Raw genomic sequence first — 26,461 nt, 5'->3', positions numbered from 1 at the left:
GATGCCCGCGAATTAATCGCGGGCATCCATGATCAGCCGTGTTCAAGTTAGGTGAATGTATGTAGCGGTAATGCTATTTTGTGCCGCGTAAACCTGCGAAAGAAATCTTGCCATCAATACCATGATGATAGTTAACAACTCTCACGTATTCATTTGTGAAGCTGGTGTTGAAGCTTGGGATGTTAAGGGGAGATTTAATATCTTTCAAGATTTCAATAGTAGTGACACCTTGATCATTCTTGCCATCCGGATGTCCGTACAGACTGAGTGATGCCCCCGCTTTGGCTTTCACGATTTTGGCGGATTTAATTTCGTCATTAGAACAGCCGAAGCTGTTGTTTTTCATTTTGACTACGTGATGGCTCGCAAACGGAACAACGCAATCAAGGTTCTGAGTACCGTTGCCTCCTTCATAGAATGCGATAGAAGAGTCAGAAAAATCAGTCGGTGTTTTGCCAATAGTGATACGGGATATCTTGCCGTTCAGACCATTGTTTTGGTTGTAGATAGTATCAAAGCTACTCCATGAGTAATTCGTCTGGAAGTTTGGGAGAACGACTCGTTCGTTGAAGCCGATGTCTCTCTTTACATCGATGATCAGGTGGTCGTCCTGAGTGCTACCGGAGGGGCTGTCGTACAGTGTAATCCGGGTGCCTCTGGATACGCCGGACAAACTTAACGATCGGGCTTCATCGTTCTCACAGCCGTTACCCTTCATATCTACAACGCCTGGCTTTGTTGGAATAACACAAACGGCATCCTGTTTTTTGTCAGCGTTAGCGCCCTCATAAAAGTAAATGCCGCCGTTGTTCAACGCATTGGTATAGCGTTCAACTTCTCCACTTAAATAGTGGTTCACGCCAATGAAGTTAGGTGTGGATTCACAGTGGTCGACGCGGCGCAGCAGGTAGGTCATGTTGTTGTCATAGGCCGCTGAGTCAGTCTCAAGTGACGTTCCATGGTGAAATTGATTCATCAGGAAGAGACGGCTCCATTCTTTTCCAGTCCGCTGATTGACGTTTTGGGTTTTCAGTGGGAGGGCATCGTTGCGTGTCGGGCATGACCAATTATGTGCTGACTCGATGTTGCTTGCCAACAAGCCCAAAGTGTCCCAGCGATTTTCGACCATCCAGTCGTTATCATATAGAACGGTAACCTTCTTATTGCCGACCGGGTAGTCCCCAACAATTTTCGTGCTGGCAGTCATGAACACCAGTCGATTATTCTTGGCGGCCATTTCTTTCAGTGTTGGCCATTCTTTGCCTGAAAAATTCTTCGGATCGAAGGAGTATTCTGCGAGCTCCGGAACCGCATCAAAAACTACTTTTAGTTGATCGAATTCGACGTAGGATTCAAGGAATATTGTCACGATTTCATTGGGGTTTTTCCGCAGGAATGGGACAAATTCATTCTTGAGCTGATTGATAAGCGTGCCGTAGCAAGCGAGATCTTTATGGCACAGTAGCACTTTGTCTTCAGGCTGTGTGTTTCGCGTGTTGTAATAGATGTCCAGCATAAAACCGCGAACACCATCTTTAAGCTGCTGTGAAATCTCCTTCCCATTTTGGTTGAAAATCTCGTAAGAGTTATGTGTTGTCACCCAGGAATACTGGTTGAAAGGCTTGTCCCGAGAGTCAATAGGGACGGCCGTGGCAGGAAGTGCGGTAAGCGCTAGCAATGAAGCAAGCGCAGTGGTTGCTGTAATACGGTTGTTCATTTCGAAATCCTTTTCGAATATTGCGTTGGTCACTCGACCTTTGGTGTAAAGCTGCTAATCATTAGCGGCTTGGTGCGTAGTAATAACGACTCTGATTACAACTGCAAGTCTGCGACGAAATACGTGTGTTGCCAATTGCGTAAGCTGATGACTAATAGGACGAGAATCCGCTGTACCGTCGATCACCTGTGGGGGCGTTTGTTACAGCCGACGTGGAGCTACACTTGTGATCGGTGTACTGTATGTATGAACAGTTATCGGGAAACTCTTATGTCTGACCAATTCCCCCCTCGCGGTCGAGGCACGGCCACTAATCCACACAATCGCTTCGCCCCGAACCGCTCGGTGGCCGAGGATGACGGCTGGTATCAGGAAGTGCCCATGACCCAAGGCACCACCGTTACGGTCGAAACTGCGAAAAGCATCATCACCCGCAATACCTCCCCCGACATCCCGTTCGACCGCTCGATCAACCCCTACCGAGGGTGTGAGCATGGTTGTATTTATTGTTACGCCCGTCCCAGCCACGCTTTCTGGGACATGTCACCCGGCCTGGACTTCGAGACCAAACTCATCGCCAAAACCAATGCCGCAGCGCTGTTGGAACAGCAACTGTCCAAACCTGGATACAGCGTTGCGCCAATTACGCTGGGGGCCAATACCGATCCGTATCAGCCGATCGAGCGGGAGTACAAAATCACTCGTGCGACGCTTGAGGTGCTGCTGCGCTATCGCCATCCCGTGACGATTATCACCAAAGGCTCATTGATTCTGCGCGATCTCGATCTGCTTCCAGAGTTGGCCAAGCTGCGGCTGGTTTCGGTGTTCATCAGCCTGACCACGCTGGACGACGAGTTGAAGCGCATTCTCGAACCACGAGCCGCAGCACCCAAAGCGCGCTTGCGGGCGATTCGCGTGATGAGGGAAGCCGGCATTCCGGTGGGCGTGTTGCTGGCGCCGATGATCCCTATGATCAATGACATGGAGCTTGAGGGTTTGATGGCCGAGGCAAAGGCTGCAGGCGCACTGGCCGCCAGCTATGTGATGTTGCGGCTACCGTTGGAGGTGGCGCCGCTTTTCGAGGAGTGGTTGCAGGTGCATTATCCGCAAAGAGCCGCCCACGTCATGAGTCTGGTGCGACAGTCGCGCGGCGGTGAAGTGTATGACAGTAGATTCGGCAGCCGGATGCGCGGCGAAGGCGTGTTCGCCGACCTGCTGGCGCAGCGCTACAGTATTGCGGTGAGGAAACACGGTCTCGATGCTCGAGACAGTTTCAAGCTCGATTGCGATGCGTTTTGCAGGCCGGGTGGGCAGATGTCGTTGTTGTAGCCAAGTGGCTCACGGCACTGTAGGAGCGCGCTTGCCCGCGACAGATTCATTAGGATCCAGAGTTGTGTTGAATGTTCCTAAGCCCTCGCGGGCACGCGCGCTCCTGCAGCGCGGGTGCCGGATTAGCTTTTCTTAACCAAGACCCGCGAGCTAGAGCGACGCATTCAGTTTAAGTTAAGTTTGGGCCGTTAAGGTAACTCCGAGTAACAAGTTGGGCGCGCACATAGCGATATGGTCGCTGTCCCAGAGCATGGGTCATCCTTCAGTCGATGCGGACCTCACACTTCAATCCGTCAGAGAGGACGAGACATGAGAGACACAGACATTCAGCCTTCAGTAGTGCCAGCGGATGCCTTGCCCGAAGCGGAATCCGCGGATGTGGCGCTGCGACATATCGTCGACGGCTTCAAGCATTTTCGTACTGACATCTTCCCCCAGCAGGAAGAGCTATTCAAAAAGCTCGCGACCGCCCAGCAGCCCCGAGCCATGTTCATCACCTGCGCCGATTCCCGGATCGTGCCGGAGCTCATCACTCACAGTTCACCTGGCGATCTTTTCGTCACCCGTAACGTCGGCAACGTCGTCCCCCCTTACGGCCCCATGAATGGCGGCGTCTCCACCGCCATTGAATATGCCGTCATGGCCTTGGGCGTTCATCACATCATCATCTGTGGCCATTCCGACTGTGGCGCCATGCGCGCTGTACTCAATCCGAAAAGTCTCGAAAAAATGCCGACCGTCACGGCCTGGCTGCGTCATGCCGAGGTTGCTCGCACCGTTGTTGAAGACAACTGCAATTGCAGCGGCGAGAAAGAAACGATGCATGTGCTCACCGAAGAAAACGTCATCGCTCAGTTGCAGCACCTGCGCACACACCCTTCGGTTGCGTCGAAAATGGCCAGTGGACAGCTGTTCATCCATGGCTGGGTCTACGACATCGAGACCAGCGAAATACGAGCCTACGACGCCGAACAAGACTGTTTTCTGTCTCTCGATGGCGACCATCCAACGCCGATGGCCACGCCGAGGCGTCGTTACTAAAGCCCCATCCAGGGACATCGTGTTGCCGGGCGTGTGAATCCTATTCACCACTGACGGTTCGATCCTCATTCAAGCTCGATGCGGTCGCATTTTTTGCGTGCCGCCGGGCGTTGTCACGTCTGAAGAATTTGCCGGAGAGTCGTCATGGCTATTACAAATCTGAAATCGGTCTTACCACGGGAGCTGATGGCTTCCGTGGTGGTTTTCCTCGTTGCCCTGCCCTTGTGCATGGGTATCGCCATTGCGTCCGGCATGCCGCCGGCCAAAGGCTTGATAACCGGGATTATCGGCGGTCTGGTCGTAGGTTGGCTGGCGGGATCGCCGCTTCAGGTCAGCGGTCCGGCTGCCGGGTTGGCAGTGCTGGTTTTTGAAGTGGTGCGTGAACACGGCATGGCAATGCTTGGGCCGATCCTGGTGCTTGCCGGTTTGCTGCAACTGCTCGCCGGGCGTTTCAAGCTCGGTTGCTGGTTTCGGGTGACAGCGCCTGCTGTGGTCTACGGGATGCTCGCAGGGATTGGCGTGTTGATTGTGCTGTCGCAGGTCCATGTGATGTTCGACAGCGGGCCTAAACCGTCAGGGCTGGACAACCTGATGGGCTTTCCGGAAACCCTGTTTAATGCCGTAGGCCCCGGCACAGGCATGCAGGCCGGGTTGCTTGGACTGGGTACAATTGCGGTAATGTGGCTATGGGAAAAGTGCCGTCCACATGCGCTGCGCTTCGTACCCGGCGCCTTGCTTGGCGTAGGCATCGCGACGGCGGTGAGCCTGTTCATGGCCTTGCAGGTCAAGCGCGTCGAAGTGCCAGCCAATCTGGCTGAAGCCATTGACTGGTTGCGCCCCGCAGACCTGATGAATCTGGCTGATCCGGCGATTCTGGTTGCGGCGATTGCCGTAGCGTTCATCGCCAGTGCCGAGACATTGCTGTCGGCTGCTGCGGTTGACCGCATGCACGACGGCCAGCGTTCGGACTTCGACAAGGAGTTGAGTGCCCAAGGCGTCGGCAACATGCTTTGTGGGTTGTTGGGCGCATTGCCGATGACCGGCGTGATCGTGCGCAGCTCGGCCAACGTTCAGGCGGGCGCCAAAACCCGATTGTCGGCGATCTTTCACGGGCTTTGGCTGCTGGCGTTTGTACTGTTGCTGTCGAGTGTGCTGCAGAGCATCCCGGTGGCGAGTCTGGCGGGTGTGTTGGTGTACACCGGTTTGAAACTGGTGGACCTAAAGGCGTTTCGTGGTTTGGGTCGTTACGGCCGCATGCCGATGTTCATCTACGCAGCGACCGCTGGCGCGATTATTTTTACTGACTTGCTGACCGGTGTGCTCGTGGGCTTTGCCTTGACGCTGGTGAAGCTGGCGCTTAATGCGTCGCGGCTGAAGATCAACCTGGTGGACCTGCCGGCCGAAGGCGAGATGGAGTTGCGTCTGAATGGTTCGGCGACATTCCTGAAAGTCCCCGCGTTGACACAGGCACTGACCGCCGTGCCGCCCGGCACCACGTTGCATGTGCCCCTGAGCAACCTGAGTTACATCGACCATTCCTGTCTGGAGTTGCTCGAAGAGTGGGGCCGAGCGAATGCGGCGCAGGGTTCGCGGTTGATCGTCGAACAGCGACTGTTGAAGCGCCGGGTGGAAGGACGCATACGCACCACGGTGGGAGGCGCGGCGTTGCATTGATAGTTGATTTAGCCGGTGGTGTGCAGCACTTGTGGGAGCGGACCTGTCCGCAAATGCGGTTGAACAGACGATAGATTTTTATCGAATGTAATGGCCTCTTCGCGGACAGGTCCGCTCCCACATGAGTTGTTTTGGCCGCAAAAGATCACTGTTCGCTGTAAATCGATCCTTAATCCTTCGGGCATTCCATCTCAAGTCCCACGCCCAGCTCTCGGGACAGACTCGGCCAGCGCTTCCAGGCGGATTCGGTATCCGGGCTGCTCAGGCGCTCGCGATAGGCTTCCACTGACTCCAGCGAGAAGCTGTCTTTGTTAAGTAACTCATCGACGGCATGGTGCACGGCTTCGTCCAATTGATTGGCGAACGCTTCACCGATCAATTGGTGGGCAATCACGCTGGCGACGGTGGTGTTGGCAGGGATCAGCGGTTGGCCGAAATGCATGATGTACAGGTCATTTACTTCCTCGACCAGACGGTGCGCCAGATAAGCCTCATCCAGCAGGCTGTCGAGCCCTTCGTGCCCAGCCATGATCGCGGGTGGCTGGATGAAAAAATGTTCAGCGATCTTCAGCACCGGTTTGATCTGCTCTTCGATTCCCGCTTCCTGCGCCACCGAGTTGGCTGCGTCGAGCAGATCGGGCACCTGATCGATATAAGCCGTGACGAAGCGTGTGAGTACGCCACGCGCGTCCACTTCAGGAAGATGAATCGCCGGATGAAGATGAGGAAGCTGTAATTCGAGTTGGCGCAATAATTGGCCGGTAGCGGCCTCATGGTCCTGTGCTCGTTTGATCTGCTCGCGCAAAGCGGCGGTGTTCATGAAGGCTCCTGAAGGCAATAAATCAGACCGTAATTATAGGGGAAGTCATACGTTAGCCTGCTTATCAATTGCGTTAAGACGCAATTGTCATAACAGCTTCATGGTTATGTGTATCCGCTATTAAAAGGCTGCTTTCGCCATTGTAGGACCCATTTTTCTCAGTATTTGCGCACGCGTATAGCCGGGTTCGCCAGTTTCTGCACCGGATTGCGCAGCGTTAGGCCGTGTCTATACTCGTGTCATTGAGAAGCACCTGATGTATCGGACTGTAAAGCAGGCATGGCCCCGGTCCTCAAGTAATGTGTCTTGACCACCGCTCCCTAGCCCGCAAGTGAATGCTGGCAAATAAGAAGAACAAGAGGGGAACTCGCAATGATGCGACATCCACACGTCTGGATGGGTCTTGTGTTGTGGTCGATATTCGGACAGGCGCACGCCGCCTGGACCACGAATATGGCACCGGGAGCGACCGAGGTAAGTCACGAAATCTTCGATCTGCACATGACCATCTTCTGGATTTGTGTAGTGATCGGGATCGTCGTGTTCGGCGCTATGTTCTGGTCGATGGTCATCCATCGGCGCTCCACCGGGCAGGTCGCTGCCAAGTTTCACGAGAGCACCACGGTGGAGATTCTGTGGACGGTCGTGCCGCTGTTGATCCTCATCGTCATGGCGATTCCTGCCACTAAAACCCTGATCAGAATGTACGACAACACTGAGTCTGGCCTGGATATACAGATCACGGGATATCAGTGGAAATGGCATTACAAATATTTGGGGCAGGACGTCGAATTCTTTAGCAACCTGGCCACGCCCGCCGACCAAATCCATAACAAAGAAACCAAGGGCGAGCACTACTTACTGGAAGTCGATCAGCCGCTGGTCCTGCCGGTAGGGGTCAAAATTCGCTTTCTCGTGACCGGAGCTGACGTCATCCACTCCTGGTGGGTGCCAGCCTTTGCGGTCAAGCGCGACGCCATCCCCGGGTTCGTCAACGAGGCCTGGACGCGCATTGAGAAGCCCGGCATCTATCGCGGCCAATGCACCGAACTGTGCGGCAAGGATCACGGCTTCATGCCGATCGTGGTTGAGGCCAAATCCCAGGCCGACTACGACACTTGGCTGACCGCTCGCAAAGAAGACGCGGCCAAACTCAAGGAACTGACCAGCAAGGAATGGACGCTGGATGAGCTGGTCGCGCGCGGCGACAAGGTTTATCACACTACCTGCGTGGCCTGTCATCAGGCCGAAGGTCAGGGATTACCGCCGATGTTCCCGGCGCTCAAGGGCTCGAAAACTGCAACCGGCCCCAAAGAGGAACACCTCAACGTTGTCTTCCACGGACGTGCCGGTACTGCCATGGCGGCGTTCGGCAAGCAGTTGTCGGAAGTCGATATTGCCGCTGTCGTCACTTACGAGCGTAACGCGTGGGGCAACAACAAGGGCGACATGGTCACGCCCAAAGACGTGCTGGCGCTGAAACAGGCGGATGCGAAATGAGCGGTTCGGTGAGGATTTTGTTGGAGCGAGGCTTGCCTGCGAAGCTTTGTCTCGACCACGAGGAATGCATCGCACGTCCTGACCTCTTCGCGGGCAAGCCTCGCTCCAACAGGTTGTGGTTCAGTCCCCCAAATTTCTATCCCCCTTGCTCTTTCGCAGGAGACAGAACATGAGCGCAGTGATTGACGACCATGGCCACGCAGGCGCTGCGCACGCGCACGGTCCGGCCAAGGGCCTGATGCGTTGGGTGCTGACCACCAACCACAAAGACATCGGCACGCTGTACCTGTGGTTCAGCTTCTGCATGTTCCTGCTCGGCGGCTCGTTTGCCATGGTGATCCGTGCTGAGCTGTTCCAGCCGGGGCTGCAAATCGTCGAGCCGGCGTTCTTCAACCAGATGACCACCATGCACGGTCTGGTGATGGTCTTTGGCGCCGTGATGCCTGCTTTCGTCGGCCTGGCGAACTGGATGATCCCGCTGATGATCGGCGCGCCCGACATGGCGTTGCCGCGCATGAACAACTTCAGTTTCTGGCTATTGCCAGCAGCGTTTCTATTGCTGGTATCGACGCTCTTCTCGCCCGGCGGCGGCCCTAACTTTGGCTGGACGTTTTACGCGCCGTTATCCACGACTTACGCGCCGGAGAGCGTGACCTTCTTCATTTTCGCCATTCACCTGATGGGCATCAGCTCGATCATGGGCGCGATCAACGTCATCGCTACCATCCTCAATCTGCGCGCTCCGGGCATGACCCTGATGAAAATGCCGCTGTTCGTCTGGACCTGGTTGATCACCGCATTCCTGTTGATCGCAGTGATGCCGGTGCTGGCGGGGTGCGTGACGATGATGCTGATGGACATCCATTTCGGCACCAGCTTTTTCAATGCGGCAGGCGGAGGTGATCCGGTGCTGTTCCAGCATGTGTTCTGGTTCTTCGGGCATCCCGAGGTGTACATCATGATCCTGCCGGCATTCGGCGCAGTTAGTTCGATTATCCCTGCGTTTTCGCGCAAACCGCTGTTTGGCTACACGTCGATGGTGTATGCCACGGCCAGCATCGCGTTTTTGTCGTTCATCGTCTGGGTGCATCACATGTTTGTGGTGGGGATCCCGTTGGTGGGCGAGTTGTTCTTCATGTACGCCACGATGCTGATTGCGGTGCCCACTGGCGTGAAAGTTTTCAACTGGGTCAGCACGATGTGGCAGGGAGAGCTGACCTTCGAGACGCCGATGCTGTTTGCCGTGGCGTTTGTGATTCTGTTCACCATAGGCGGCTTCTCCGGGCTGATGCTGGCCATCGCCCCTGCCGACTTCCAGTATCAGGACACCTATTTTGTGGTCGCGCATTTTCACTACGTGCTGGTGCCGGGGGCGATCTTCGGCATCTTTGCATCGGCGTATTACTGGCTGCCGAAATGGACCGGCCACATGTACGACGAAACCTTGGGCAAGCTGCATTTCTGGCTGTCGTTCGTTGGCATGAACATGACCTTCTTTCCGATGCACTTTGTAGGACTGGCCGGCATGCCGCGTCGGGTGCCGGACTACAACCTGCAATTTGCCGATTTCAACATGGTGTCTTCGATTGGCGCGTTCACCTTTGGCGCGACGCAGATCTTCTTCCTGTTCATCGTGATCAAGACTATTCGCGGTGGCGCGCCTGCACCCGCCAAACCCTGGGACGGCGCCGACGGCCTGGAGTGGACAGTGCCCTCGCCTGCGCCGTATCACACCTTCGTCACGCCGCCGGAGTTGAAATGAACATCGCAGGACCCAATCGCCCCCTTGTCCTGCGCCTATTGATCGCGGTGGTGGTGATGTTTGCCTTTGGATTTGCGCTGGTGCCACTGTACGACGTGATGTGCAAGGCGCTAGGGATCAACGGCAAGACTGGCGATCAGTACAAGCAAACCCAGGTCGTCGACCAGAGCCGGCAGGTACGGGTGCAGTTTTTGTCCACCAATTCTGCGGACATGTCCTGGGGTTTTTATCCCAAGGCTGATGAACTGAACGTGCACCCTGGCGCGGTCAACGAAATGCTGTTCGTCGCCCAAAACCCCACCGACAAGCCAATGACCGCTCAAGCCGTTCCGAGTATTTCGCCAAGCACTGCCGCTGTGTATTTCCACAAGACCGAATGCTTTTGCTTCACCCAGCAAATGCTGCAACCGGGCGAGCGCATTGAAATGCCGGTGCGCTTCATCGTTGATCGCGACCTGCCCAGCGATGTGAAGCACCTGACGCTCGCTTACACACTGTTCGATATCACCGCTCGCATGCCGCCCGTTGCGCACGTCGCAACCGTCACGCCCATTGCAGGAAAAACCGGCGGCTAGGCCCGCGCGTCCGAGAAGGAGAACCAGAAATGGCAACGCCCCTGCATGAGCATTACTACGTTCCGGCGCAGAGCAAATGGCCGATCATCGCCACGGTCGGGATGCTGGTGACAATGTTCGGGCTGGCGACCTGGTTCAACGACATGAAAGCCGCGCGCCCGGATTCCCATGGGCCTTGGATCTTCATGGTGGGCGGGCTGCTGGTCGCGTACATGATGTTCGGCTGGTTCAGCACTGTGATCAAAGAAGGTCGCGCGGGACTGTACAGCGCGCAGATGGACCGCTCATTTCGCTGGGGCATGAGCTGGTTCATCTTTTCGGAGGTGATGTTTTTTGTAGCGTTCTTCGGCGCGCTTTTTTACGTGCGGACGTGGGCGGGACCATGGCTGGGCGGTGAGGGCTCAAAGGGCATCGCGCACATGCTCTGGCCGAATTTTCAGTACACCTGGCCGTTGCTGAACACGCCTGATCCGAAGCTGTTTCCAGCGCCCAAAGGGATCATCGACCCGTGGGTGTTGCCGCTGATCAACACGGTCCTGCTGGTCAGTTCCAGCGTCACCGTGACCCTTGCGCATCACGCCCTGAAGAAGGGCCATCGCGGCACGCTCAAGCTGTGGCTTGCGCTGACCATCCTGCTAGGCCTCAGCTTTCTCACGCTGCAAGTCGAGGAATATCACCACGCCTACACCGAGCTGGGCTTGACTTTAGGTTCGGGCATTTATGGCGCGACATTCTTCATGCTCACCGGGTTTCACGGCGCTCATGTGACGATCGGCACGATCATTTTGTTTGTGATGCTGATGCGTGTTTTGCGCGGGCATTTCGATGCTGAACATCAGTTCGGCTTCGAGGCCGCGAGCTGGTATTGGCATTTTGTGGACGTGGTGTGGGTGGGGTTGTTTGTGTTCGTTTATGTGCTTTAAGCGCTCCTACGGTGATTGATGAGTGCAATCACCACGGCACATGCGTCACCAATTCCCCGCTGTAAAACCCGTAGGTAATCAGCCCCAGGGTAATGGCGGCGCAGCAGACGCGTACGGTCAGGGCTTTGAGCAGACGGGTCGATGACGCTTCGTCCTTGACCAGAAAAAACAGGCCGCTGAACAGGCTGATCACGGTGGCAATCAGCATAAAAACAATCGCCGCTTTGAGCATGGGGGCAACTCCAGGAGCAAACGCTATGCAACGGAGTATAGGTGTGGCTCGTCAGCAAATTCGGGGCGCCTGATGAAGCGCTTCCGGCCCGGTATTGCGCCGACGCTGGTGGTGTTGGCCATGCTGCCGCTGTTTGTGTCGCTGGGGTTCTGGCAGTTGAGCCGGGGCGAAGAAAAGCGCGTCCTGCTCGCCACTTACGCCGAGCGCCGCGCTGCACCTGCGGTGTCCGCCGAACTGTTGCCCACGACTGCCGACCCTGCTTATCGCCGGGTAGAACTGCGCGGCACTTTCGATACCGATCACAGCTTTTTGCTCGACAACAGCACTCGCGAAGGCAAGGCCGGGGTGGAGCTGATACAGCCGTTTCACGATCAGGTCAGCGGCCTGTGGCTGATGGTCAATCGTGGCTGGCTGCTATGGCCTGACCGACGTACCCCGCCCGCTTTCGATACGCCCGCTGAACCGCTGAGTCTGGACGCCTGGGTTTACATGGCACCCGGTGCCACGTTCCAGCTGCACCCGGATGCGCAAAGCGGCACCTGGCCGAAACTCATCACGGCGATTGATCCGGCGAAGGTCTGGAGCGAAATGGGCCGCGAAGGTTTTGCTCATGAACTGCGTCTGGAGCCTGGCCCGGCAGCGTATCGACTGGATTGGCCGGTCGTCGCCATGGGCCCCGAAAAACATCTTGGCTACGCCGTGCAGTGGTTTGCCATGTCGACGGCGCTGGTCGGGCTTTATCTGTATCTGGGCTGGAACAACACCAAAGGCAGCAAGAACAATAAGAAAGAGGAGCACCCCCATGGGAACAGCCATGAGCCCCACCAGCACGTCTGAAAATCCCTCGCCCAAGCGTCGCAGTAAAGGACGAATGCAGCTGATGTTGGTGCTGTTGGTGGCGGTCGGGCCGATGATCCTCGCCACCAGCATGTACAAGTTCAAGTTCTGGGTGCCGGACAACCGCAGCTTTCATGGCGAACTCATCGGCAACGGTGAAACCCGCGCAGAGCTGGGCGTTCAGTCCGACGAGAAACGCTGGCAGCTGCTAGTGACGGCCCCCACTGAATGCGACGCCGACTGCCAGCAACTGGTTTACCTGGCGCGGCAGATACAGATCGGCCTGGGCCGGGATGCTTCACGCGCCAGCCATGCGATCAGCACCACTCAACCGTTGAGCCCTGATTACGACGCCAGGCTCACCCGCGAGTACCCGCAGTTGCAGCGCTATTCACTGGATCTGAAGCGCTATCAACGCGCCGCGCCGGGCATTGATCTGCCGCAACTGTGGATTGTCGACCCCCACGGCAACCTTGTACTGCGCTACGGCGCTGAGGTGAACGGCAAAGACTTGCTCAACGATCTGCGTCAGCTGCTGAAACTGTCGAACATCGGATAGGGGGTCAAGATGACCAAGCCCGGATTTCGTCTCGCGCTGCTGGCCACAGGGTTGGCCCTTGTCGTCATTCTGCTCGGCGCCTACACCCGCCTGACCCACGCAGGGCTTGGCTGCCCCGACTGGCCGGGGTGTTACGGCTTCATCAGCGTGCCGAAAACCGACGTGCAACTGGTGTATGCCGGCGTGCGCTTTCCGGATTCGCCAGTTGAGGCACACAAGGGCCGCAACGAAATGGTCCATCGCTATTTCGCGGGCGGGCTGTCGTTGATGATCATGATGTTGGGCGTGCACGCTTGGCATCGTCGGCACATCATCGGTCAGCCCGTTCGTTTGCCGCTGATGCTGCTCGGTGTGGTGTTCGTGCAAGCGGCGTTCGGCATGTGGACAGTGACGCTCAGGCTGTGGCCGCAAGTAGTCACGGCGCATTTGCTAGGCGGCGTGATGACGCTGAGCTTGCTGTTTGTGCTGACGCTTCGTTTGAGTGGCCAATTCGAGGTGCTACCGCAGTTGCCGCCAAGGTTGCGTCGCATGGCAGCGGCGGGTCTGGCGTTGGTGGTGCTACAGATCGCGCTGGGGGGTTGGGTAAGTTCCAACTACGCAGCGTTGGCGTGCACGGATTTGCCCACCTGCCACGGCCAGTGGTTGCCCAACACCGATTTCACCAACGGCTTTCACCTGACCCAGCACATCGGGCCGAATTATCTTGGCGGGCAATTGGACAGCGATGCGCGAACGGCCATTCACCTGACCCATCGTATCGGCGCACTGCTGGTGACGTTTTCTTTGCTGGCGCTGGCTTGGCGACTCAGTCGTGAGGGACTTAGGGGCATGGCCGGTTTGTTGTTGCTGGCGCTCGGGATGCAGATTGCGCTGGGCCTGAGCAACGTGATTTTTCACCTGCCGCTCGGGGTAGCCGTGGCGCATAACGCAGGCGGCGCGGCGTTGATGCTGACGATGACGTTGATCAATTATCGGGTGCGGGCGGTGCGAGTCGTTGCCACCAAACGCGCGCCGAGCTTCTGGCATTACGCGAACATGATGTTGCACCTGGGTCCGCATCGGTGATGACACCAAACCTGTAGGAGCCAACTTGTTGGCGAGCGTGACGACGCGGTGTTTCAGGCAGGACCTCTCGCGAACAAGTTCGCTCCTACAGGGGGCGTGCGATTAACAGGAGATGTCGTTGATGAGCAGTTTGATTGTCAGCCGCCATGTACAAGGCGTATGGCGTGACTATCTTGAACTGACCAAACCCAAAGTCTTGGTACTCATGCTGATCACCTCGCTGGTCGGGATGTTCCTGGCCACGCGGGCGGGTGTGGCGTGGGAGGTCTTGGTGTTCGGCAATCTGGGCATCGCCCTGTGCGCGGGCGGCGCGGCGGTGGTCAATCATGTTGTGGATCGCAAGATCGATGCGTTAATGGCGCGTACTCACAAACGCCCTATTGCTCAAGGCCGCGTGTCCCCTGCCGCCGCGCTGACCTTTGCGCTGTTGCTGGCGATCAGTGGACAAGCGCTGTTGCTGGCATTCACCAATGCACTCGCCGCTTGGTTGACCCTGGCTTCGCTGCTGGGCTATGCCGTGATTTACACCGGATTTCTAAAGCGCGCGACGCCGCAGAACATTGTCATCGGAGGCCTTGCCGGCGCTGCGCCCCCTTTGCTGGGTTGGGTCGCCGTGACTGGGCACGTTACCGCCGAGCCGCTGCTGTTGATGCTGATCATCTTCGCCTGGACCCCGCCACACTTTTGGTCGCTAGCGATTCACCGCAAGGACGAGTACGCCAAGGCCGACATCCCGATGTTGCCGGTGACCCATGGCGAGCACTACACCAAAGTCCACATCGTGCTTTACACCCTCGTGTTGCTGGCCGTGAGCCTAATGCCCTACGTCATTCACATGAGCGGGGTGCTCTACCTGGCGTGCGCGCTGGGGCTGGGCGCGAGGTTTCTGTATTGGACCGCCGTGTTGTACCGTGACACCCGGCCGCATGCCGCGATCAATACGTTCAAGTTCTCGATTTACTACTTGTTCCTGCTGTTCATCGCGCTGCTCGTAGATCACTACTTGTTGTTGAATTTATGACCCGAACCCAGAAAACCGTTTTCATCCTTGTCGCCATCATCGCGTTGATTCTAGGCCTGACGGTCAACCGAGTGCTCTCTGGCAAAGGCCAGGGCGATCAAACCGCGTTGATAGATGCCGGCGTGATCCTGCTGCCGCAAAGCCGCGATTTGCCGGACCTGAAAATGATCGATCAGGACGGCCAACCGGTGGTCATGGATGAGCTGAAAGATAAATGGACGCTGCTGTTTTTCGGCTACACCTTCTGCCCCGACATCTGCCCGACCACCCTCGCCCAGCTGCGCCAGATCAAGAGTGAGTTGCCCAAAGAGGCCGCCGAAAAACTAAGGATCGTGCTGGTGAGCGTCGACCCGAATCGGGATACGCCGCAGCAACTGAAGACCTATTTGGGGTATTTCGATAAGACGTTCGTTGGGTTGACGGCATCCTCAGTGAGCGATCTGCAGAAGATCGCCAATGCGGTGAGCATTCCGTACATCCCCGCCGACACGAGCAAGCCCAACTACACCGTTGATCACAGCGGCAACCTCGCCCTGCTCGGCCCCGACGGTACACAGCGAGGGTTCATCCGTGCGCCGCTGAACAACCAGAAGCTGGTGGCGCAGCTGCCGGGGTTGGTTGAGAGGAAGTAGCACACGCTATTGATTCATGTAGGAGCTGACGACCAGCGGGAGGCTACGATTACGGCTTGCCTGACACACCGCATCGCAGCCTCCCGCTGGTCGTCAGCTCCTACAAATTGGTTTGCGTTTGGCAGGGGCGTCACGCCAAGAAAAGCAGGCCTGCGTTCATCAAATCAAAACGCCGGAACCACCGCGCCTTTGTATTTCTCCAGGATGAACGCCTTGGTCTCCGGGCTGTGCAGCGCGGCGACCAATTTCTGGATAGCGGGGGCGTCTTTGTTGTCTTCGCGGGTGACCAGGATGTTGGCGTACGGCGATTCAGCGCCTTCGATCACCAGCGCATCCTTGGTCGGATCGAGCTTGGCCGCCAGCGCGTAGTTGGTGTTGATCAGCGCCAGGTCCACCTGAGTCAGCACGCGCGGCAAAGTCGCGGCTTCCAGTTCACGGAATTTCAGGTTTTTCGGGTTCTGATCCACATCACGCGGCGTCGACAGAATGTTGCTCGGATCTTTCAGTGTGATCAGCCCGGCCTTTGCCAGCAGCAAGAAAGCACGTCCTTCGTTGGTCGCATCGTTGGGCATAGCGATGGTCGCGCCGTCAGGAAGTTCTGCCAGGCTCTTGAGCTTGTCTGAGTACGCACCGAACGGCTCGACATGAACCTTGCCGACACTCACCAGCGTCGTGCCCTTACCTTTGTTGAACTCATCCAGGTACGGCTGATGCTGGAAGAAGTTGGCGTCCATGCGCTTCTGATCGACCTGCACGTTGGGCTGCACGTAATCGTTGAAGACTTTGATATTCAGCGTCACGCCTTCTTTGGCGAGCATCGGTTTAACGAACTCGAGAATCTCGGCGTGGGGCACAGCGGAAGCCGCGACGGTCACTGTTTCATCGGCGTGGGCCGACAGGGCAACAACGGCGGCGAAGGCTGCCAAAAGCTTTTTCATGCGTCTACTCCTTGAATGCACGCCATAGAAATACAGCGTGCATTTGCCGATCAGCAATCGGCCAATTCTGTTAACGGTGTGAGAAGTGGGCGACAAGCTTGTCGCCAACGGTTTGCAGGATCTGCACCAGCACCAGCAGCAATACGACCGTCACAAACATCACATCGTTCTGGAAGCGCTGGTAACCGTAACGAATGGCCAGGTCGCCCAGCCCGCCCGCGCCCACCGCACCGGCCATCGCGGTGAAGGACACCAGCGCAATAGCGGTGACGGTAACCGCCGCCAAAATACCCGGACGCGCCTCAGGCAACAGCGCCTTGACGATGATCTGCCGCGTCGTTGCGCCCATGGCCTGCGTGGCTTCGATAATCCCACGATCCACTTCGCGCAGCGCGGTTTCCACCAGGCGAGCAAAGAACGGCGTGGCCCCAGCAATCAACGGTGGCAAGGTGCCGAGAATCCCCAGCGACGTACCAGTGATGACTTCGGTCAACGGCATCATCACGATCAGCAAAATGATGAACGGCAGCGCGCGCAGCATGTTCACGATCAAACCGACCGTTGCATACAGCGGCTTGTTCTCCAGCAACTGACGCGGCGAGGTGAGGAACATCAGCACGCCCAGCGGCAGCCCGAGCAGGATCGTGAAGGCCAGGGATACGCCGAGCATGATCAGGGTGTCGCCCGTGGCAACCCAGATTTCGTACCAGTCGACATTCGAAAACAGATTGAGGAAAGCGTCCATCAGCGCAGCACCTCCATGTGAACGTCAGCCGCGGTGAAGCGTGCAAACGCGGCGTCCATGTCGCCGCCGGTAATGGCGAGCGTCAACTGCCCATAGGGGGTGTCTTTGATGCGATCGATGCGACCGGCGAGGATGCTGTAGTCCACGCCTGTTTCGCGCGCCACCGTGCCCAGCAGCGGCGCGTAGGTCGCTTCGCCCTGGAACGTCAGACGCACGATACGTCCCTGCACATTGGCAAAGTCGTTACGCTGCTCGTTCTCATCAACTTGCTCGTCCTCCTGGACGAAGCGTTTGGTAGTCGGATGCTTGGGATGCAGGAACACATCCGCCACCGCGCCTTGCTCGACGATCACGCCTGCGTCCATCACCGCCACTTGATCACAGACCCGGCGGATCACGTCCATTTCATGGGTGATCAGCACGATGGTCAGCTTCAGCTCGCGATTGATCTCGGCCAGCAATTGCAGCACAGACGCCGTGGTTTGCGGGTCGAGCGCGCTAGTGGCTTCGTCGCACAGCAGAATCTTCGGCTTGGTCGCCAGTGCGCGGGCAATACCGACGCGCTGCTTCTGACCGCCGGAAAGCTGCGACGGATACTTCTTGGCGTGATCCGAAAGGCCTACCCGCTCCAGCAGCTCGGCCACTCGCTGATTGATCTGCGCGGTGGACATGTCACCGGCCAGCGTCAGCGGCATGGCAACGTTGTCGGCCACGGTTTTGGAAGACAGCAGATTGAAGTGCTGAAAGATCATCCCGACCTGACGGCGAAAGCGGCGCAGGCCGTCGGCGTCCAGTGCGGTGACGTCTTCATCATCGACCAGGATCGTGCCGCCGCTTGGCGCTTCAAGGCGATTGATCAGGCGCAGCAGAGTGCTTTTGCCCGCGCCGGAATGGCCGATCAGGCCGAAGACCTGGCCGTTCTCGACGCGAAGGGAGGTCGGGTGCAGGGCGGGAATTTCCCTGCCGGCGACCCGATAGGTTTTATGGACGTTATGAAACTCGATCACGTAGCGAACCTTGTGGGGGCGCGGTAAAAAATCAGCCGACGGGCAGGGCGCGGGTCGGCTGCTGGGGCGATGCCATTGCTGGTTACTGTCGCCTCGGCTGGATAAACCGGGCGCGCATTTTAGCCTGTCCAACCGGGATTGGGCCCAGCGTTCTTAGCATTTATTTCATGACTGATCTGCCAAACGGTAATAACGCCATTTCATTCAAGGGCGACAGGAAAGGTGGACCAAAGGTAAGAAAAAACACGGAACGGCCATTTCGCTCGCCAGTCATTACATAAGCGTCGTTATTTCCCCGTGCCTTTTCCGGGGAGATTTCTTGCTTACAGAGCCCACTCGCTTTTCATTCAAGTGGGCCGTCCGAACCGAGGAGATTCTGTCTGATGGCTACGAACAAACCTACGAATACCCCTGATGGCAAGACCAGTGAGCTGGCAGGTGCCGACACCCTGGACAAAGGGAATACAAACGCCAAGCTCGACAGTCTGGAGCAGTTTCGTTCTGACGCAACCGGTCAGGCTCTGCGCACCAACCAGGGCGTAAAAGTCTCTGACAACCAGAACACGCTGAAAGTCGGCGCGCGCGGCCCGTCGCTGCTCGAAGACTTCATCATGCGTGAAAAGATCACGCATTTTGACCATGAGCGCATTCCAGAGCGCATCGTTCACGCACGCGGTGTGGGTGCCCATGGTTATTTCCAGACCTACGAAAACCATAGCGCATTGAGCAAAGCAGAATTTCTGCGCGATCCGGGCAAGAAGACCCCGGTGTTCGTGCGTTTCTCCACCGTTCAAGGCCCCCGCGGCTCGGGCGATACGGTGCGTGACGTGCGTGGTTTCGCAGTCAAGTTCTACACCGACGAAGGCAACTACGACTTGGTCGGCAACAACATGCCGGTGTTTTTCATTCAGGACGCCATCAAGTTTCCGGACTTCGTGCATGCGGTGAAACCTGAGCCGCACAACGAAATCCCCACCGGCGGTTCAGCCCACGACACGTTCTGGGATTTTGTATCGCTGGTACCTGAGTCCGCGCACATGGTGCTGTGGACCATGTCTGACCGGGCGATTCCGAAAAGCCTGCGCAGCATGCAGGGTTTTGGTATCCACACGTTCCGCCTGATCAATGCCGAGGGTAAATCCACCTTCGCCAAGTTTCACTGGAAGCCAAAGTACGGCACTTGTTCGCTGGTGTGGGACGAGGCACAGAAGCTGGCCGGTAAAGATACCGACTTCCACCGCCGCGATTTGTCCGAATCCATCGAGATGGGCGATTACCCGGAATGGGAATTGGGCGTTCAGCTGGTTTCCGAAGAAGACGAGCACAACTTCGACTTCGACCTGCTTGACCCAACCAAGATCATCCCGGAAGAGCTGGTGCCTGTGACGCCGCTGGGCAAAATGGTGCTCAACCGTAACGTGGACAACTACTTCGCCGAGACCGAGCAGGTTGCGTTCTGCCCGGGCCACGTCGTGCCAGGCATCGATTTCTCGAACGACCCACTGCTGCAGGGCCGTCTGTTCTCGTACACCGATACGCAGATCAGCCGTCTGGGCGGGCCGAATTTCCACGAAATCCCGGTTAACCGCCCGGTTGCGCCCAACCACAGCAACCAGCGCGATGCTCAACACCGCACCACTATCGACAAGGGTCGCGCTTCCTACGAGCCGAACTCGATTGATGGCGGCTGGCCGAAAGAAACGCCATCGGCTCCGATTGATGGCGGTTTCGAGACGTACCCAGAGCGTGTTGAAGCGCACAAGGTTCGTGAGCGCAGTGAGTCGTTTGGCGATCACTTCTCCCAAGCCACGCTGTTTTTCAACAGCATGGCGCACCACGAGAAAGAGCACATCATCGCGGCGTACAGCTTCGAGTTGGGCAAGGTGGAGCGTGAGTACATCCGCGAGCGTCAGGTAAACGAGATTCTGGCGAACATCGACCTTGAGCTGGCTTCACGTGTAGCTGCCAACCTTGGTTTGCCTGCACCGAAGGCCGGAACTGTTCCTGCGCGCAAGGCAACCAAAGCGACGGTGGATAACTCTCCGTTGCTGAGCCAGGCGAACCTGCTCCCTGCTGACATCTCGTCGCGCAAAGTGGCGATTCTGGTAGCAGACGGCGTGGACGATAAGGCGGTTGCAGCCATGAAGGCCGCGGTCGAAGCCCAAGGCGCTCACGCCAAGGTGCTGGGTCCGACATCAGCACCTGTGAAGACTGCTGGCGGGAAATCGCTGCCAGTAGACGCCTCCCAAGAAGGCCTGCCATCGGTGGCTTTCGATGCGGTGTTTATCCCGGGTGGCGCGGCGTCGATCAAGGCGTTGAGCGGCGACGGCGTGGCGCTTCACTATGTGCTGGAAGCCTATAAGCACTTGAAGGCCATCTCGTTCAGCGGTGAGGCCAAGGAGTTGATCACTCTGCTGCGTCTCGAAGAAGATGCCGGTCTGTTGGCAGTGTCGGACAGCAAATCGTTCGATGCCTTCTTCGAAGCAATGAAGCAGCACCGGGTCTGGGCGCGTGAGCCTAAGGCCAAGGCTGTTCCTGCCTAAAGAGCCTGCTGCTCGTTCTGTAGGAGCCAACTTGTTGGCGAGCGATGGGCGCGGTGTTTCAGGCACACCGGCTCGCGAATAAATTCGCTCCTACAGGGTTGTGGTTAAAATAAAAAAAGGCGCTGCCCGTGAGGACAGCGCCTTTTTTGTTGGCCTTAGATCAGAGCTGTGCGGGTTTCAGAATGACCTGAGCTGGCTCCCCCTTCTCAATCTGGCGACGTAGCTGAAGCTCGAAGTCCGGATTGATTCTGGTCACACGCTTGTGGATCAGCGTTGCCAGCCACGGGTAATCATCGACACGCGGTACCTGCAACACGACTTCGCAATTGAATGCAGTCGTGTCGGCAGCGATGTCGTTCAGTTGACGACGCAGCAGCTTCATATCGTCGAGCTTCAACTCAATTGTTGTGCTTTCAGCCGATGGATCGATCACTTTCGCGATTCGTTTGGCTTCAGCCGCTTTAAGCTCTGCTTCTGCTTTCTCAAGCTCGGCTTTGCGCGCATTGGCGATGGCGCCATTCACCCCGCTGGTCAGAGCAGGTGCCTTGGGCATCAGGGCGCGAGCACGGCTTAGTGCGGTGGCGGCGGCATTGACGTCACCTTTTTGCAGCACGATCTGGCTACGGCTCAAATAAGCCTCGGCCAATTCACGCTGGTACTGCTCCAGACGCGGATCATCGGGTTCTTTCGTTTGCAGGGCCGCCAATTGGTCTTCGGCGGTTGCCAGCTCGCTGCTGGCAATGTTTTTCTCGAGCTGTTGATAGGCGTCAGGCGGCGCAACCGGAACGGGCGCCTCGACGGGCTTGTTTTGGCAAGCTGCCAACAGAAAGGTAAATGCAGCAAGCAGCAGATAACGGGATGCGTACGGCTTCATTCCTGCGATTCTCTATTTGCGCAAAAAACGAGCAAGTCTACACATAAGTGCCTTGCACCGAAAACAACGGATCACTGCGTGACGGCGGCGCAACCGTCATTGCACATTGCCGCCATTTATTATCGCCGAGTATGACTGTTCTTCCAGCACAAGGTTCTACCGCTTGGGTAAAACGAAACTCAGCAGGAACAGCGCAGCCGCTGAGACCACGATCGACGGTCCTGCCGGTGTGTCTTTGAACCACGACATTGCCAGCCCGCCGCAGACCGCAATGATGCCAATAAGGCTGGCCCCGACGGCCATTTGTTCAGGCGAACGGGCGTGACGCTGTGCCGCAGCGGCCGGAATGATCAGCAGGGAAGTAATCAGCAGCACACCGACGATTTTCATCGCGACGGCGATCACCACGGCAATCAGCAGCATCAGCGTCATGCGCAGCGCAGCGACTGGCAGACCTTCGACCGTCGCTAGCTCTTCATGCACGGTGATCGCCAGCAGCGGGCGCCATAGCGCCGTAATGAGGACCAGTACCGCCGCGCTTCCGCCGAGAATCCACGCCAGGTCGGTCGGGCTGATGGCCAGCAGGTCGCCAAACAGATAACCCATCAGATCAATGCGCACATCACGCATGAAACTCAGCACAACCAGGCCCAGAGACAAGGTGCTCGGTGCGAGAATCCCCAGCAGGGTGTCCGACGCCAGTGGCTGACGCTGTTGCAACGTGACCAGCAGCACGGCCAGCAATAAGCAGCCTACCGTCACCGCAATAGCCGGGCTGACGTCCAGCAGAAATCCCATCGCTACGCCAAGCAGCGCGGCGTGGGAAAGGGTGTCGCCAAAATAAGCCATGCGTCGCCACACCACGAACGAGCCTAACGGCCCCGCTACCACTGCCAACGCAAGGCCTGCGAGCAAGGCGTACAGAAGAAAATCAGCCATGCTTGCAGCCATCTCCGTGTGCGTGGTCGTGGTTATGATCGGGTTTCGTCGCGGGCGCGGCAGCGCACACTTCGCCGTGCAGATCGTGGGCGTGATCGTGATGATGGTGATAAATCGCCAGGCTCGGTGCGTTCTGGCCGAACAGCTCGACGAATGCCGGATCGTTGCTCACTTGCTCCGGATGACCCGAGCAGCAGACGTGGCGATTGAGGCAGACCACTTGATCGGTGGTGCTCATGACCAAATGCAAGTCATGAGACACCATCAGCACGCCACATTGGTGGCGGTCCCGAAGTCGGGTGATCAGCGCATAAAGATCCGCTTGCCCCGCAACGTCAACGCCTTGCACCGGCTCGTCCAGCACCAGCAGTTCGGGCTTGCGCAATAGAGCGCGAGCCAGCAGCACGCGCTGCATCTCGCCACCGGAAATGCCTTGTAGCGGGCTGTCGATGACTTTCTCTGCGCCCACTTCGGCCAATGCCGACAGCGCGGTGGCGCGGCTGACACCCGGGACCAGACGCAGGAATCGCAATACCGATAGTGGTAGCGTCGCGTCGATGTGCAGCTTTTGCGGCATGTAGCCAACGCGCAGCTTCGGTTTGCGCCAGACAGTGCCAGAGTCCGGTTTCAGCAAACCCAACACCGCACGCACCAGCGTCGTCTTGCCCGCACCGTTGGGGCCGATCAGCGTCACGATCTCGCCGGGATTTACGCTCAACTGGATGTTTTCCAGCACGCTTTGTCCGGCGCGGGTCACGACGACGTCATTCAAGCGGATCAATGCGTCGCTCATCAAGCGGCCTTGCAACCGGTGCAGATCCCGACCACTTCGACGGTCTGGGTTTCGACGTCAAAGCCTACTTCTTTGGCTGCGCTGATGATTGCGTCGCTGATGACCGGGTGCTGCAGCTCGATAGCCGCGTGGCATTCGCGGCAAATAAGGAACTGGCCCTGATGCGCGTGCGTGGGGTGGTTGCAGCCGGCAAAGGCGTTGAGCGACGCGATGCGGTGCACCAGACCGTTTTCCAGCAGGAAGTCCAATGCGCGGTAAACGGTGGGCGGGGCTGCGCGGCGGCCGTCTTCCTCACTAAGGACAGCGAGGATGTCATACGCGCCCAACGGTTTATGGCTTTGCCAAACCAGCTCCAGCACCCGACGACGCAAGGCGGTGAGGCGCAGGCCTTTGCCAGCGCACAGCGTGTCGGCTTCGGCGAGGGCCGAGTGCACGCAGTGAGAGTGATCGTGGGGGCGACTGGCCAACGGTGTTTTAGGCATGGGCGGCGACGACTTTTGTGAGAGACGTTATTATGTTACCCGTTCCTGCCCTCATGAGTGGTCACCGTGTCCCGACTTTTTTTGCTTTTTGTCGCATCCCTGCTTGGATTCCTGACCATTTCTACTGCTCAGGCTGACGTTCGCGTGCTGACCAGCATCAAGCCGCTACAACTGATTGCGTCTGCTGTGCAGGAAGGTGTCGCGGTTCCGGAAGTGCTATTGCCGCCGGGGGCGTCGCCACATAACTACGCGCTGCGGCCTTCCGACGTACGGCGGGTAAAGGAGGCCGATCTTCTGTACTGGATAGGCCCGGACATGGAGACTTTCCTGCCACGCGTACTCGAAGGCCGTAATCAGCCATCCATTCCTGTCGAGTCCTTGCCGGGTATGCATTTGCGTCATTTCACCGCAGGCGCTGCTCACGACGACGGCGATGCCGACGAGCATGATCACGATCATCGTCCTGGCAGTCTTGATGCTCACCTGTGGCTGTCATCGGTGAATGCGCGGGTGATTGCGGCGAAGATGGCCGCGGACCTGAGCACGGCGGACCCGGCCAACGCAGCGCGTTACCAAAGCAACGTCAAAGCATTCGATGAGCGGCTTGACGCCACCGACACGAAGATCAAAGCGCGGGTCGCTGGCATCGCCGACAAGAAGTATTTCGTGTTCCACGAAGCGTTCGATTATTTCGAAGAAGCCTATGGGCTGGAGCATGCAGGTGTGTTCACCGTCAGCAGCGAGGTGCAGCCTGGCGCGCAACACGTCGCTGAGATGCGCAAGCGCCTGGCAGCTTTCGGTAAGACCTGTGTGTTCAGTGAGCCACCGCTGCGGCCGCGTCTGGCAGAAACCTTGAGCGCGGGTTTGCCGGTGAAGCTGGCAGAACTCGATGGCTTGGGTGGCTACACCCCCGCGACGGCTCAGGGTTACGAGCAGCTGCTGCAAAAGCTGGGGGATGATCTGGCGGGATGTCTGGAGAGTTTGTAACGCTGTCGCTTTTGTAGGAGCCAGTGACCTGTGGGAGCGGACCTGTCCGCGAAGACGTCAGTACATCCGACAAATCTTCGCCGACAGAGATACCGCATTCGCGGACAGGTCCGCTCCCACAAGTCCAGAGGTGTCACTTACAACGCAAACGGCAGCGGGATGTGGGTTTCCTGGCGCTGTTCCAGCCGCTTCTGGAATTCCATCGGGTCATGAATCAGCACGTCTTGCCCGGCGAACGACTCGGCCGCGATCAATCGCGACAGCCAAAACCGCACGCAAGCCACACGCAGCATCGTCGGCCATAGCTCGGCCTCGGCCGCCGTGAACGGCCGCAACCCCGCGTACGCCCCCAGCAATGCTCGAGCACGCGGTGCATCGATGGTGCCGTCTTCGTGGGAGGCCCAATCATTCACCGCGATCGCCACGTCATACAGCATCGGCCCGGAGCAGGCATTGTAGAAGTCGATCACACCGGTCAGGTGAGTGCCTTCAAACAACGTGTTGTCGCGGAACAGGTCGGCGTGCAAGTTCGCGCGGGGCAAGGCCATGATCTTCGCCTGATAGCGCGCGATCTCTTCAACCGCCTTTTTCAGCAGCGCGCCCTGCGCATCGCCCAGATGGGAGATGAAATTGGCGCCCTCCTGCAGCATCCAGTCCAGCCCACGGTCAGTTTTGCGTTCCAGCACATGCCCGCGGGTTGCCAGATGCATACGGCCCATCAACTCGCCGATCTGTACACAATGCTGTGTATTCGGTGTGGTCGGGTGCTTGCCCGGCAGTCGCGGTTGCAGCAGCGCCGGTTTGCCTTTCAGCTCGCGCAGTGCCTGGCCATCGATGGTGCGCAACGCATAAGGCACGGGCAGATTGGCGTCGTGCAGCACGTCCAGCAGTTCGATGAAGAACGGCATTTCCTGAACCGGACCGCGTTCGACCAGTGTCAGTACGAACTCGCCCTGCTCCAGACTGATGAAAAAATTGGTGTTTTCACTTCCGGCGGCAATGCCCTGAAAGTCACGCAGGTGGCCGAGCCCGTAGGGGGCGAGAAAAGCTTCCAGCTCGGGCCGAGCCAGGGGAGTAAAAACCGACATAGAGGACTGCCAAATAAGTGAATGTAGGACGTTACCAGCTGAAAATTACCCACTGGGGAATCAGCATGTCCGGCGGGTCAGACCGGATAAATTGCGCGCTTGTACCGTCGGCGCGCACCAGGTAATAAGGCTTACCGTGCTTGGGCGTGATCTTGACCGCATACACAAACCCGTTCACGCGGTATTCCTGAATAAACTTGTCGCCGTCCTGGCGAATCGTGACGTCGGGCTCCGCCGTTGGTGCTTCATCCTCGGCAGCCATTGCTATCAAAGGGCAAATGCACAAGACGCTTGCCAGCCACAGGCGATTAAGCGCGCGCATGATAACCTTGCTCCTTTGTCGTCAACGGTCCGCGCATTCTAGCGCCAGACCCGCCG

General features: G+C 57.7%; 26 protein-coding genes. 14 read left to right on the top strand and 12 right to left on the bottom strand.

Annotation, left to right across the window (positions count from 1 at the left end; all coding sequences use genetic code 11):
• Nucleotides 1-73 precede the first annotated feature (73 nt).
• Nucleotides 74-1,717, bottom strand: coding sequence for a phosphoinositide-specific phospholipase C-related protein (locus ACWKWM_RS19790; RefSeq protein ID WP_483847764.1), 1,644 nt, complete (start codon nucleotides 1,715-1,717; stop codon nucleotides 74-76).
• Between the two features lie 270 nt (nucleotides 1,718-1,987).
• On the opposite strand from ACWKWM_RS19790, the gene ACWKWM_RS19785 reads away from it, so the two are divergent.
• The 3 genes from ACWKWM_RS19785 to ACWKWM_RS19775 all read left to right on the top strand — a co-directional run bounded on the left by ACWKWM_RS19785 (nucleotide 1,988) and on the right by ACWKWM_RS19775 (nucleotide 5,761).
• A complete protein-coding gene (locus tag ACWKWM_RS19785; RefSeq protein WP_483847763.1) occupies nucleotides 1,988-3,046 on the top strand; it encodes a PA0069 family radical SAM protein in 1,059 nt (352 codons plus the stop codon).
• Nucleotides 3,047-3,355: 309 nt separating this feature from the next.
• Nucleotides 3,356-4,087, top strand: coding sequence for a carbonic anhydrase (locus ACWKWM_RS19780; RefSeq protein WP_483847762.1), 732 nt, complete (start codon nucleotides 3,356-3,358; stop codon nucleotides 4,085-4,087).
• A gap of 144 nt (nucleotides 4,088-4,231) precedes the next feature.
• Nucleotides 4,232-5,761: a SulP family inorganic anion transporter gene (locus ACWKWM_RS19775; RefSeq protein WP_483847761.1), complete on the top strand. Its 1,530-nt coding sequence runs from the start codon at nucleotides 4,232-4,234 to the stop codon at nucleotides 5,759-5,761.
• Nucleotides 5,762-5,930: 169 nt separating this feature from the next.
• On the opposite strand, the gene ACWKWM_RS19770 is transcribed toward ACWKWM_RS19775, so the two are convergent.
• Nucleotides 5,931-6,581 carry a hypothetical protein gene (locus ACWKWM_RS19770; protein ID WP_483847760.1) on the bottom strand — a complete coding sequence of 217 codons (651 nt, stop codon included), beginning with the start codon at nucleotides 6,579-6,581 and terminating at the stop codon, nucleotides 5,931-5,933.
• A gap of 372 nt (nucleotides 6,582-6,953) precedes the next feature.
• Here ACWKWM_RS19770 and coxB point away from each other — a divergent pair, with 372 nt between their 5' ends.
• The 4 genes from coxB to ACWKWM_RS19750 all read left to right on the top strand — a co-directional run bounded on the left by coxB (nucleotide 6,954) and on the right by ACWKWM_RS19750 (nucleotide 11,341).
• Nucleotides 6,954-8,081 carry a cytochrome c oxidase subunit II gene (coxB, locus tag ACWKWM_RS19765; protein ID WP_483847759.1) on the top strand — a complete coding sequence of 376 codons (1,128 nt, stop codon included), beginning with the start codon at nucleotides 6,954-6,956 and terminating at the stop codon, nucleotides 8,079-8,081.
• Nucleotides 8,082-8,250: 169 nt separating this feature from the next.
• Nucleotides 8,251-9,843, top strand: a complete 1,593-nt coding sequence (ctaD, locus tag ACWKWM_RS19760; protein ID WP_483847758.1) for a cytochrome c oxidase subunit I — start codon at nucleotides 8,251-8,253, stop codon at nucleotides 9,841-9,843.
• Nucleotides 9,840-10,418 (top strand): cytochrome c oxidase assembly protein, encoded by a 579-nt coding sequence (locus ACWKWM_RS19755; RefSeq protein WP_483847757.1) that lies wholly within the window; start codon nucleotides 9,840-9,842, stop codon nucleotides 10,416-10,418. Before ctaD ends, ACWKWM_RS19755 begins: the two co-directional genes overlap by 4 nt.
• Nucleotides 10,419-10,447: 29 nt before the next feature.
• Nucleotides 10,448-11,341: a cytochrome c oxidase subunit 3 gene (locus ACWKWM_RS19750; protein ID WP_483847756.1), complete on the top strand. Its 894-nt coding sequence runs from the start codon at nucleotides 10,448-10,450 to the stop codon at nucleotides 11,339-11,341.
• A 28-nt stretch (nucleotides 11,342-11,369) separates the two neighbouring features.
• On the opposite strand, the gene ACWKWM_RS19745 is transcribed toward ACWKWM_RS19750, so the two are convergent.
• Complete coding sequence (locus ACWKWM_RS19745; protein WP_483835322.1) at nucleotides 11,370-11,573, bottom strand: twin transmembrane helix small protein; 204 nt, start codon at nucleotides 11,571-11,573, stop codon at nucleotides 11,370-11,372.
• Between the two features lie 72 nt (nucleotides 11,574-11,645).
• Between ACWKWM_RS19745 and ACWKWM_RS19740 the strand changes: the two genes are divergently transcribed.
• The 5 genes from ACWKWM_RS19740 (at nucleotide 11,646) to ACWKWM_RS19720 (ending at nucleotide 15,687) form a co-directional block, all read left to right on the top strand.
• Nucleotides 11,646-12,410: an SURF1 family protein gene (locus tag ACWKWM_RS19740; RefSeq protein WP_483847755.1), complete on the top strand. Its 765-nt coding sequence runs from the start codon at nucleotides 11,646-11,648 to the stop codon at nucleotides 12,408-12,410.
• Nucleotides 12,376-12,969, top strand: coding sequence for a hypothetical protein (locus ACWKWM_RS19735; protein WP_483847754.1), 594 nt, complete (start codon nucleotides 12,376-12,378; stop codon nucleotides 12,967-12,969). Before ACWKWM_RS19740 ends, ACWKWM_RS19735 begins: the two co-directional genes overlap by 35 nt.
• A 9-nt stretch (nucleotides 12,970-12,978) precedes the next feature.
• A complete protein-coding gene (locus ACWKWM_RS19730) occupies nucleotides 12,979-14,034 on the top strand; it encodes a COX15/CtaA family protein (RefSeq protein ID WP_483847753.1) in 1,056 nt (351 codons plus the stop codon).
• A 121-nt stretch (nucleotides 14,035-14,155) separates the two neighbouring features.
• Nucleotides 14,156-15,055 (top strand): heme o synthase, encoded by a 900-nt coding sequence (gene cyoE, locus ACWKWM_RS19725; RefSeq protein WP_483847752.1) that lies wholly within the window; start codon nucleotides 14,156-14,158, stop codon nucleotides 15,053-15,055.
• Complete coding sequence (locus tag ACWKWM_RS19720) at nucleotides 15,052-15,687, top strand: SCO family protein (protein ID WP_483847751.1); 636 nt, start codon at nucleotides 15,052-15,054, stop codon at nucleotides 15,685-15,687. The genes cyoE and ACWKWM_RS19720 overlap by 4 nt, the downstream gene beginning before the upstream one ends.
• 164 nt (nucleotides 15,688-15,851) lie before the next feature.
• Here ACWKWM_RS19720 and ACWKWM_RS19715 read toward each other — a convergent pair whose 3' ends face one another.
• From ACWKWM_RS19715 to ACWKWM_RS19705, 3 genes are all read right to left on the bottom strand, one after another.
• Nucleotides 15,852-16,625, bottom strand: coding sequence for a MetQ/NlpA family ABC transporter substrate-binding protein (locus ACWKWM_RS19715; protein WP_483847750.1), 774 nt, complete (start codon nucleotides 16,623-16,625; stop codon nucleotides 15,852-15,854).
• Between the two features lie 70 nt (nucleotides 16,626-16,695).
• Nucleotides 16,696-17,370: a methionine ABC transporter permease gene (locus ACWKWM_RS19710; RefSeq protein WP_483847749.1), complete on the bottom strand. Its 675-nt coding sequence runs from the start codon at nucleotides 17,368-17,370 to the stop codon at nucleotides 16,696-16,698.
• The gene (locus ACWKWM_RS19705; RefSeq protein WP_483847748.1) at nucleotides 17,370-18,377 is read right to left on the bottom strand and encodes a methionine ABC transporter ATP-binding protein; all 1,008 of its coding nucleotides are present in this window, start codon (nucleotides 18,375-18,377) and stop codon (nucleotides 17,370-17,372) included. The genes ACWKWM_RS19710 and ACWKWM_RS19705 overlap by 1 nt, the downstream gene beginning before the upstream one ends.
• 383 nt (nucleotides 18,378-18,760) lie before the next feature.
• On the opposite strand from ACWKWM_RS19705, the gene katE reads away from it, so the two are divergent.
• Complete coding sequence (gene katE, locus ACWKWM_RS19700; protein WP_483847747.1) at nucleotides 18,761-20,920, top strand: catalase HPII; 2,160 nt, start codon at nucleotides 18,761-18,763, stop codon at nucleotides 20,918-20,920.
• 160 nt (nucleotides 20,921-21,080) lie between these two features.
• Here katE and ACWKWM_RS19695 read toward each other — a convergent pair whose 3' ends face one another.
• From ACWKWM_RS19695 to ACWKWM_RS19680, 4 genes are all read right to left on the bottom strand, one after another.
• Nucleotides 21,081-21,794: a PA5502 family lipoprotein gene (locus tag ACWKWM_RS19695; protein WP_483847746.1), complete on the bottom strand. Its 714-nt coding sequence runs from the start codon at nucleotides 21,792-21,794 to the stop codon at nucleotides 21,081-21,083.
• A gap of 156 nt (nucleotides 21,795-21,950) precedes the next feature.
• Complete coding sequence (gene znuB, locus ACWKWM_RS19690; RefSeq protein ID WP_483847745.1) at nucleotides 21,951-22,733, bottom strand: zinc ABC transporter permease subunit ZnuB; 783 nt, start codon at nucleotides 22,731-22,733, stop codon at nucleotides 21,951-21,953.
• A complete protein-coding gene (gene znuC / locus ACWKWM_RS19685; RefSeq protein ID WP_483847744.1) occupies nucleotides 22,726-23,526 on the bottom strand; it encodes a zinc ABC transporter ATP-binding protein ZnuC in 801 nt (266 codons plus the stop codon). Before znuC ends, znuB begins: the two co-directional genes overlap by 8 nt.
• Nucleotides 23,526-24,008, bottom strand: a complete 483-nt coding sequence (locus ACWKWM_RS19680; protein ID WP_483847743.1) for a Fur family transcriptional regulator — start codon at nucleotides 24,006-24,008, stop codon at nucleotides 23,526-23,528. Before ACWKWM_RS19680 ends, znuC begins: the two co-directional genes overlap by 1 nt.
• Nucleotides 24,009-24,074: 66 nt before the next feature.
• On the opposite strand from ACWKWM_RS19680, the gene ACWKWM_RS19675 reads away from it, so the two are divergent.
• Entirely contained in the window at nucleotides 24,075-24,995 is a 921-nt protein-coding gene (locus ACWKWM_RS19675) for a zinc ABC transporter substrate-binding protein (RefSeq protein WP_483847742.1), read from the top strand.
• Between the two features lie 137 nt (nucleotides 24,996-25,132).
• On the opposite strand, the gene ACWKWM_RS19670 is transcribed toward ACWKWM_RS19675, so the two are convergent.
• Together ACWKWM_RS19670 and ACWKWM_RS19665 are read right to left on the bottom strand one after the other, a co-directional pair.
• Nucleotides 25,133-26,083, bottom strand: coding sequence for a homoserine kinase (locus ACWKWM_RS19670; RefSeq protein WP_483847741.1), 951 nt, complete (start codon nucleotides 26,081-26,083; stop codon nucleotides 25,133-25,135).
• A gap of 31 nt (nucleotides 26,084-26,114) precedes the next feature.
• Nucleotides 26,115-26,405 carry a DUF2782 domain-containing protein gene (locus ACWKWM_RS19665; RefSeq protein WP_483847740.1) on the bottom strand — a complete coding sequence of 97 codons (291 nt, stop codon included), beginning with the start codon at nucleotides 26,403-26,405 and terminating at the stop codon, nucleotides 26,115-26,117.
• Nucleotides 26,406-26,461: the final 56 nt, after the last annotated feature.

This window comes from Pseudomonas rosaeacicularis (assembly GCF_057128745.1).
This window is presented reverse-complemented; position numbering and strand designations above follow the sequence as displayed.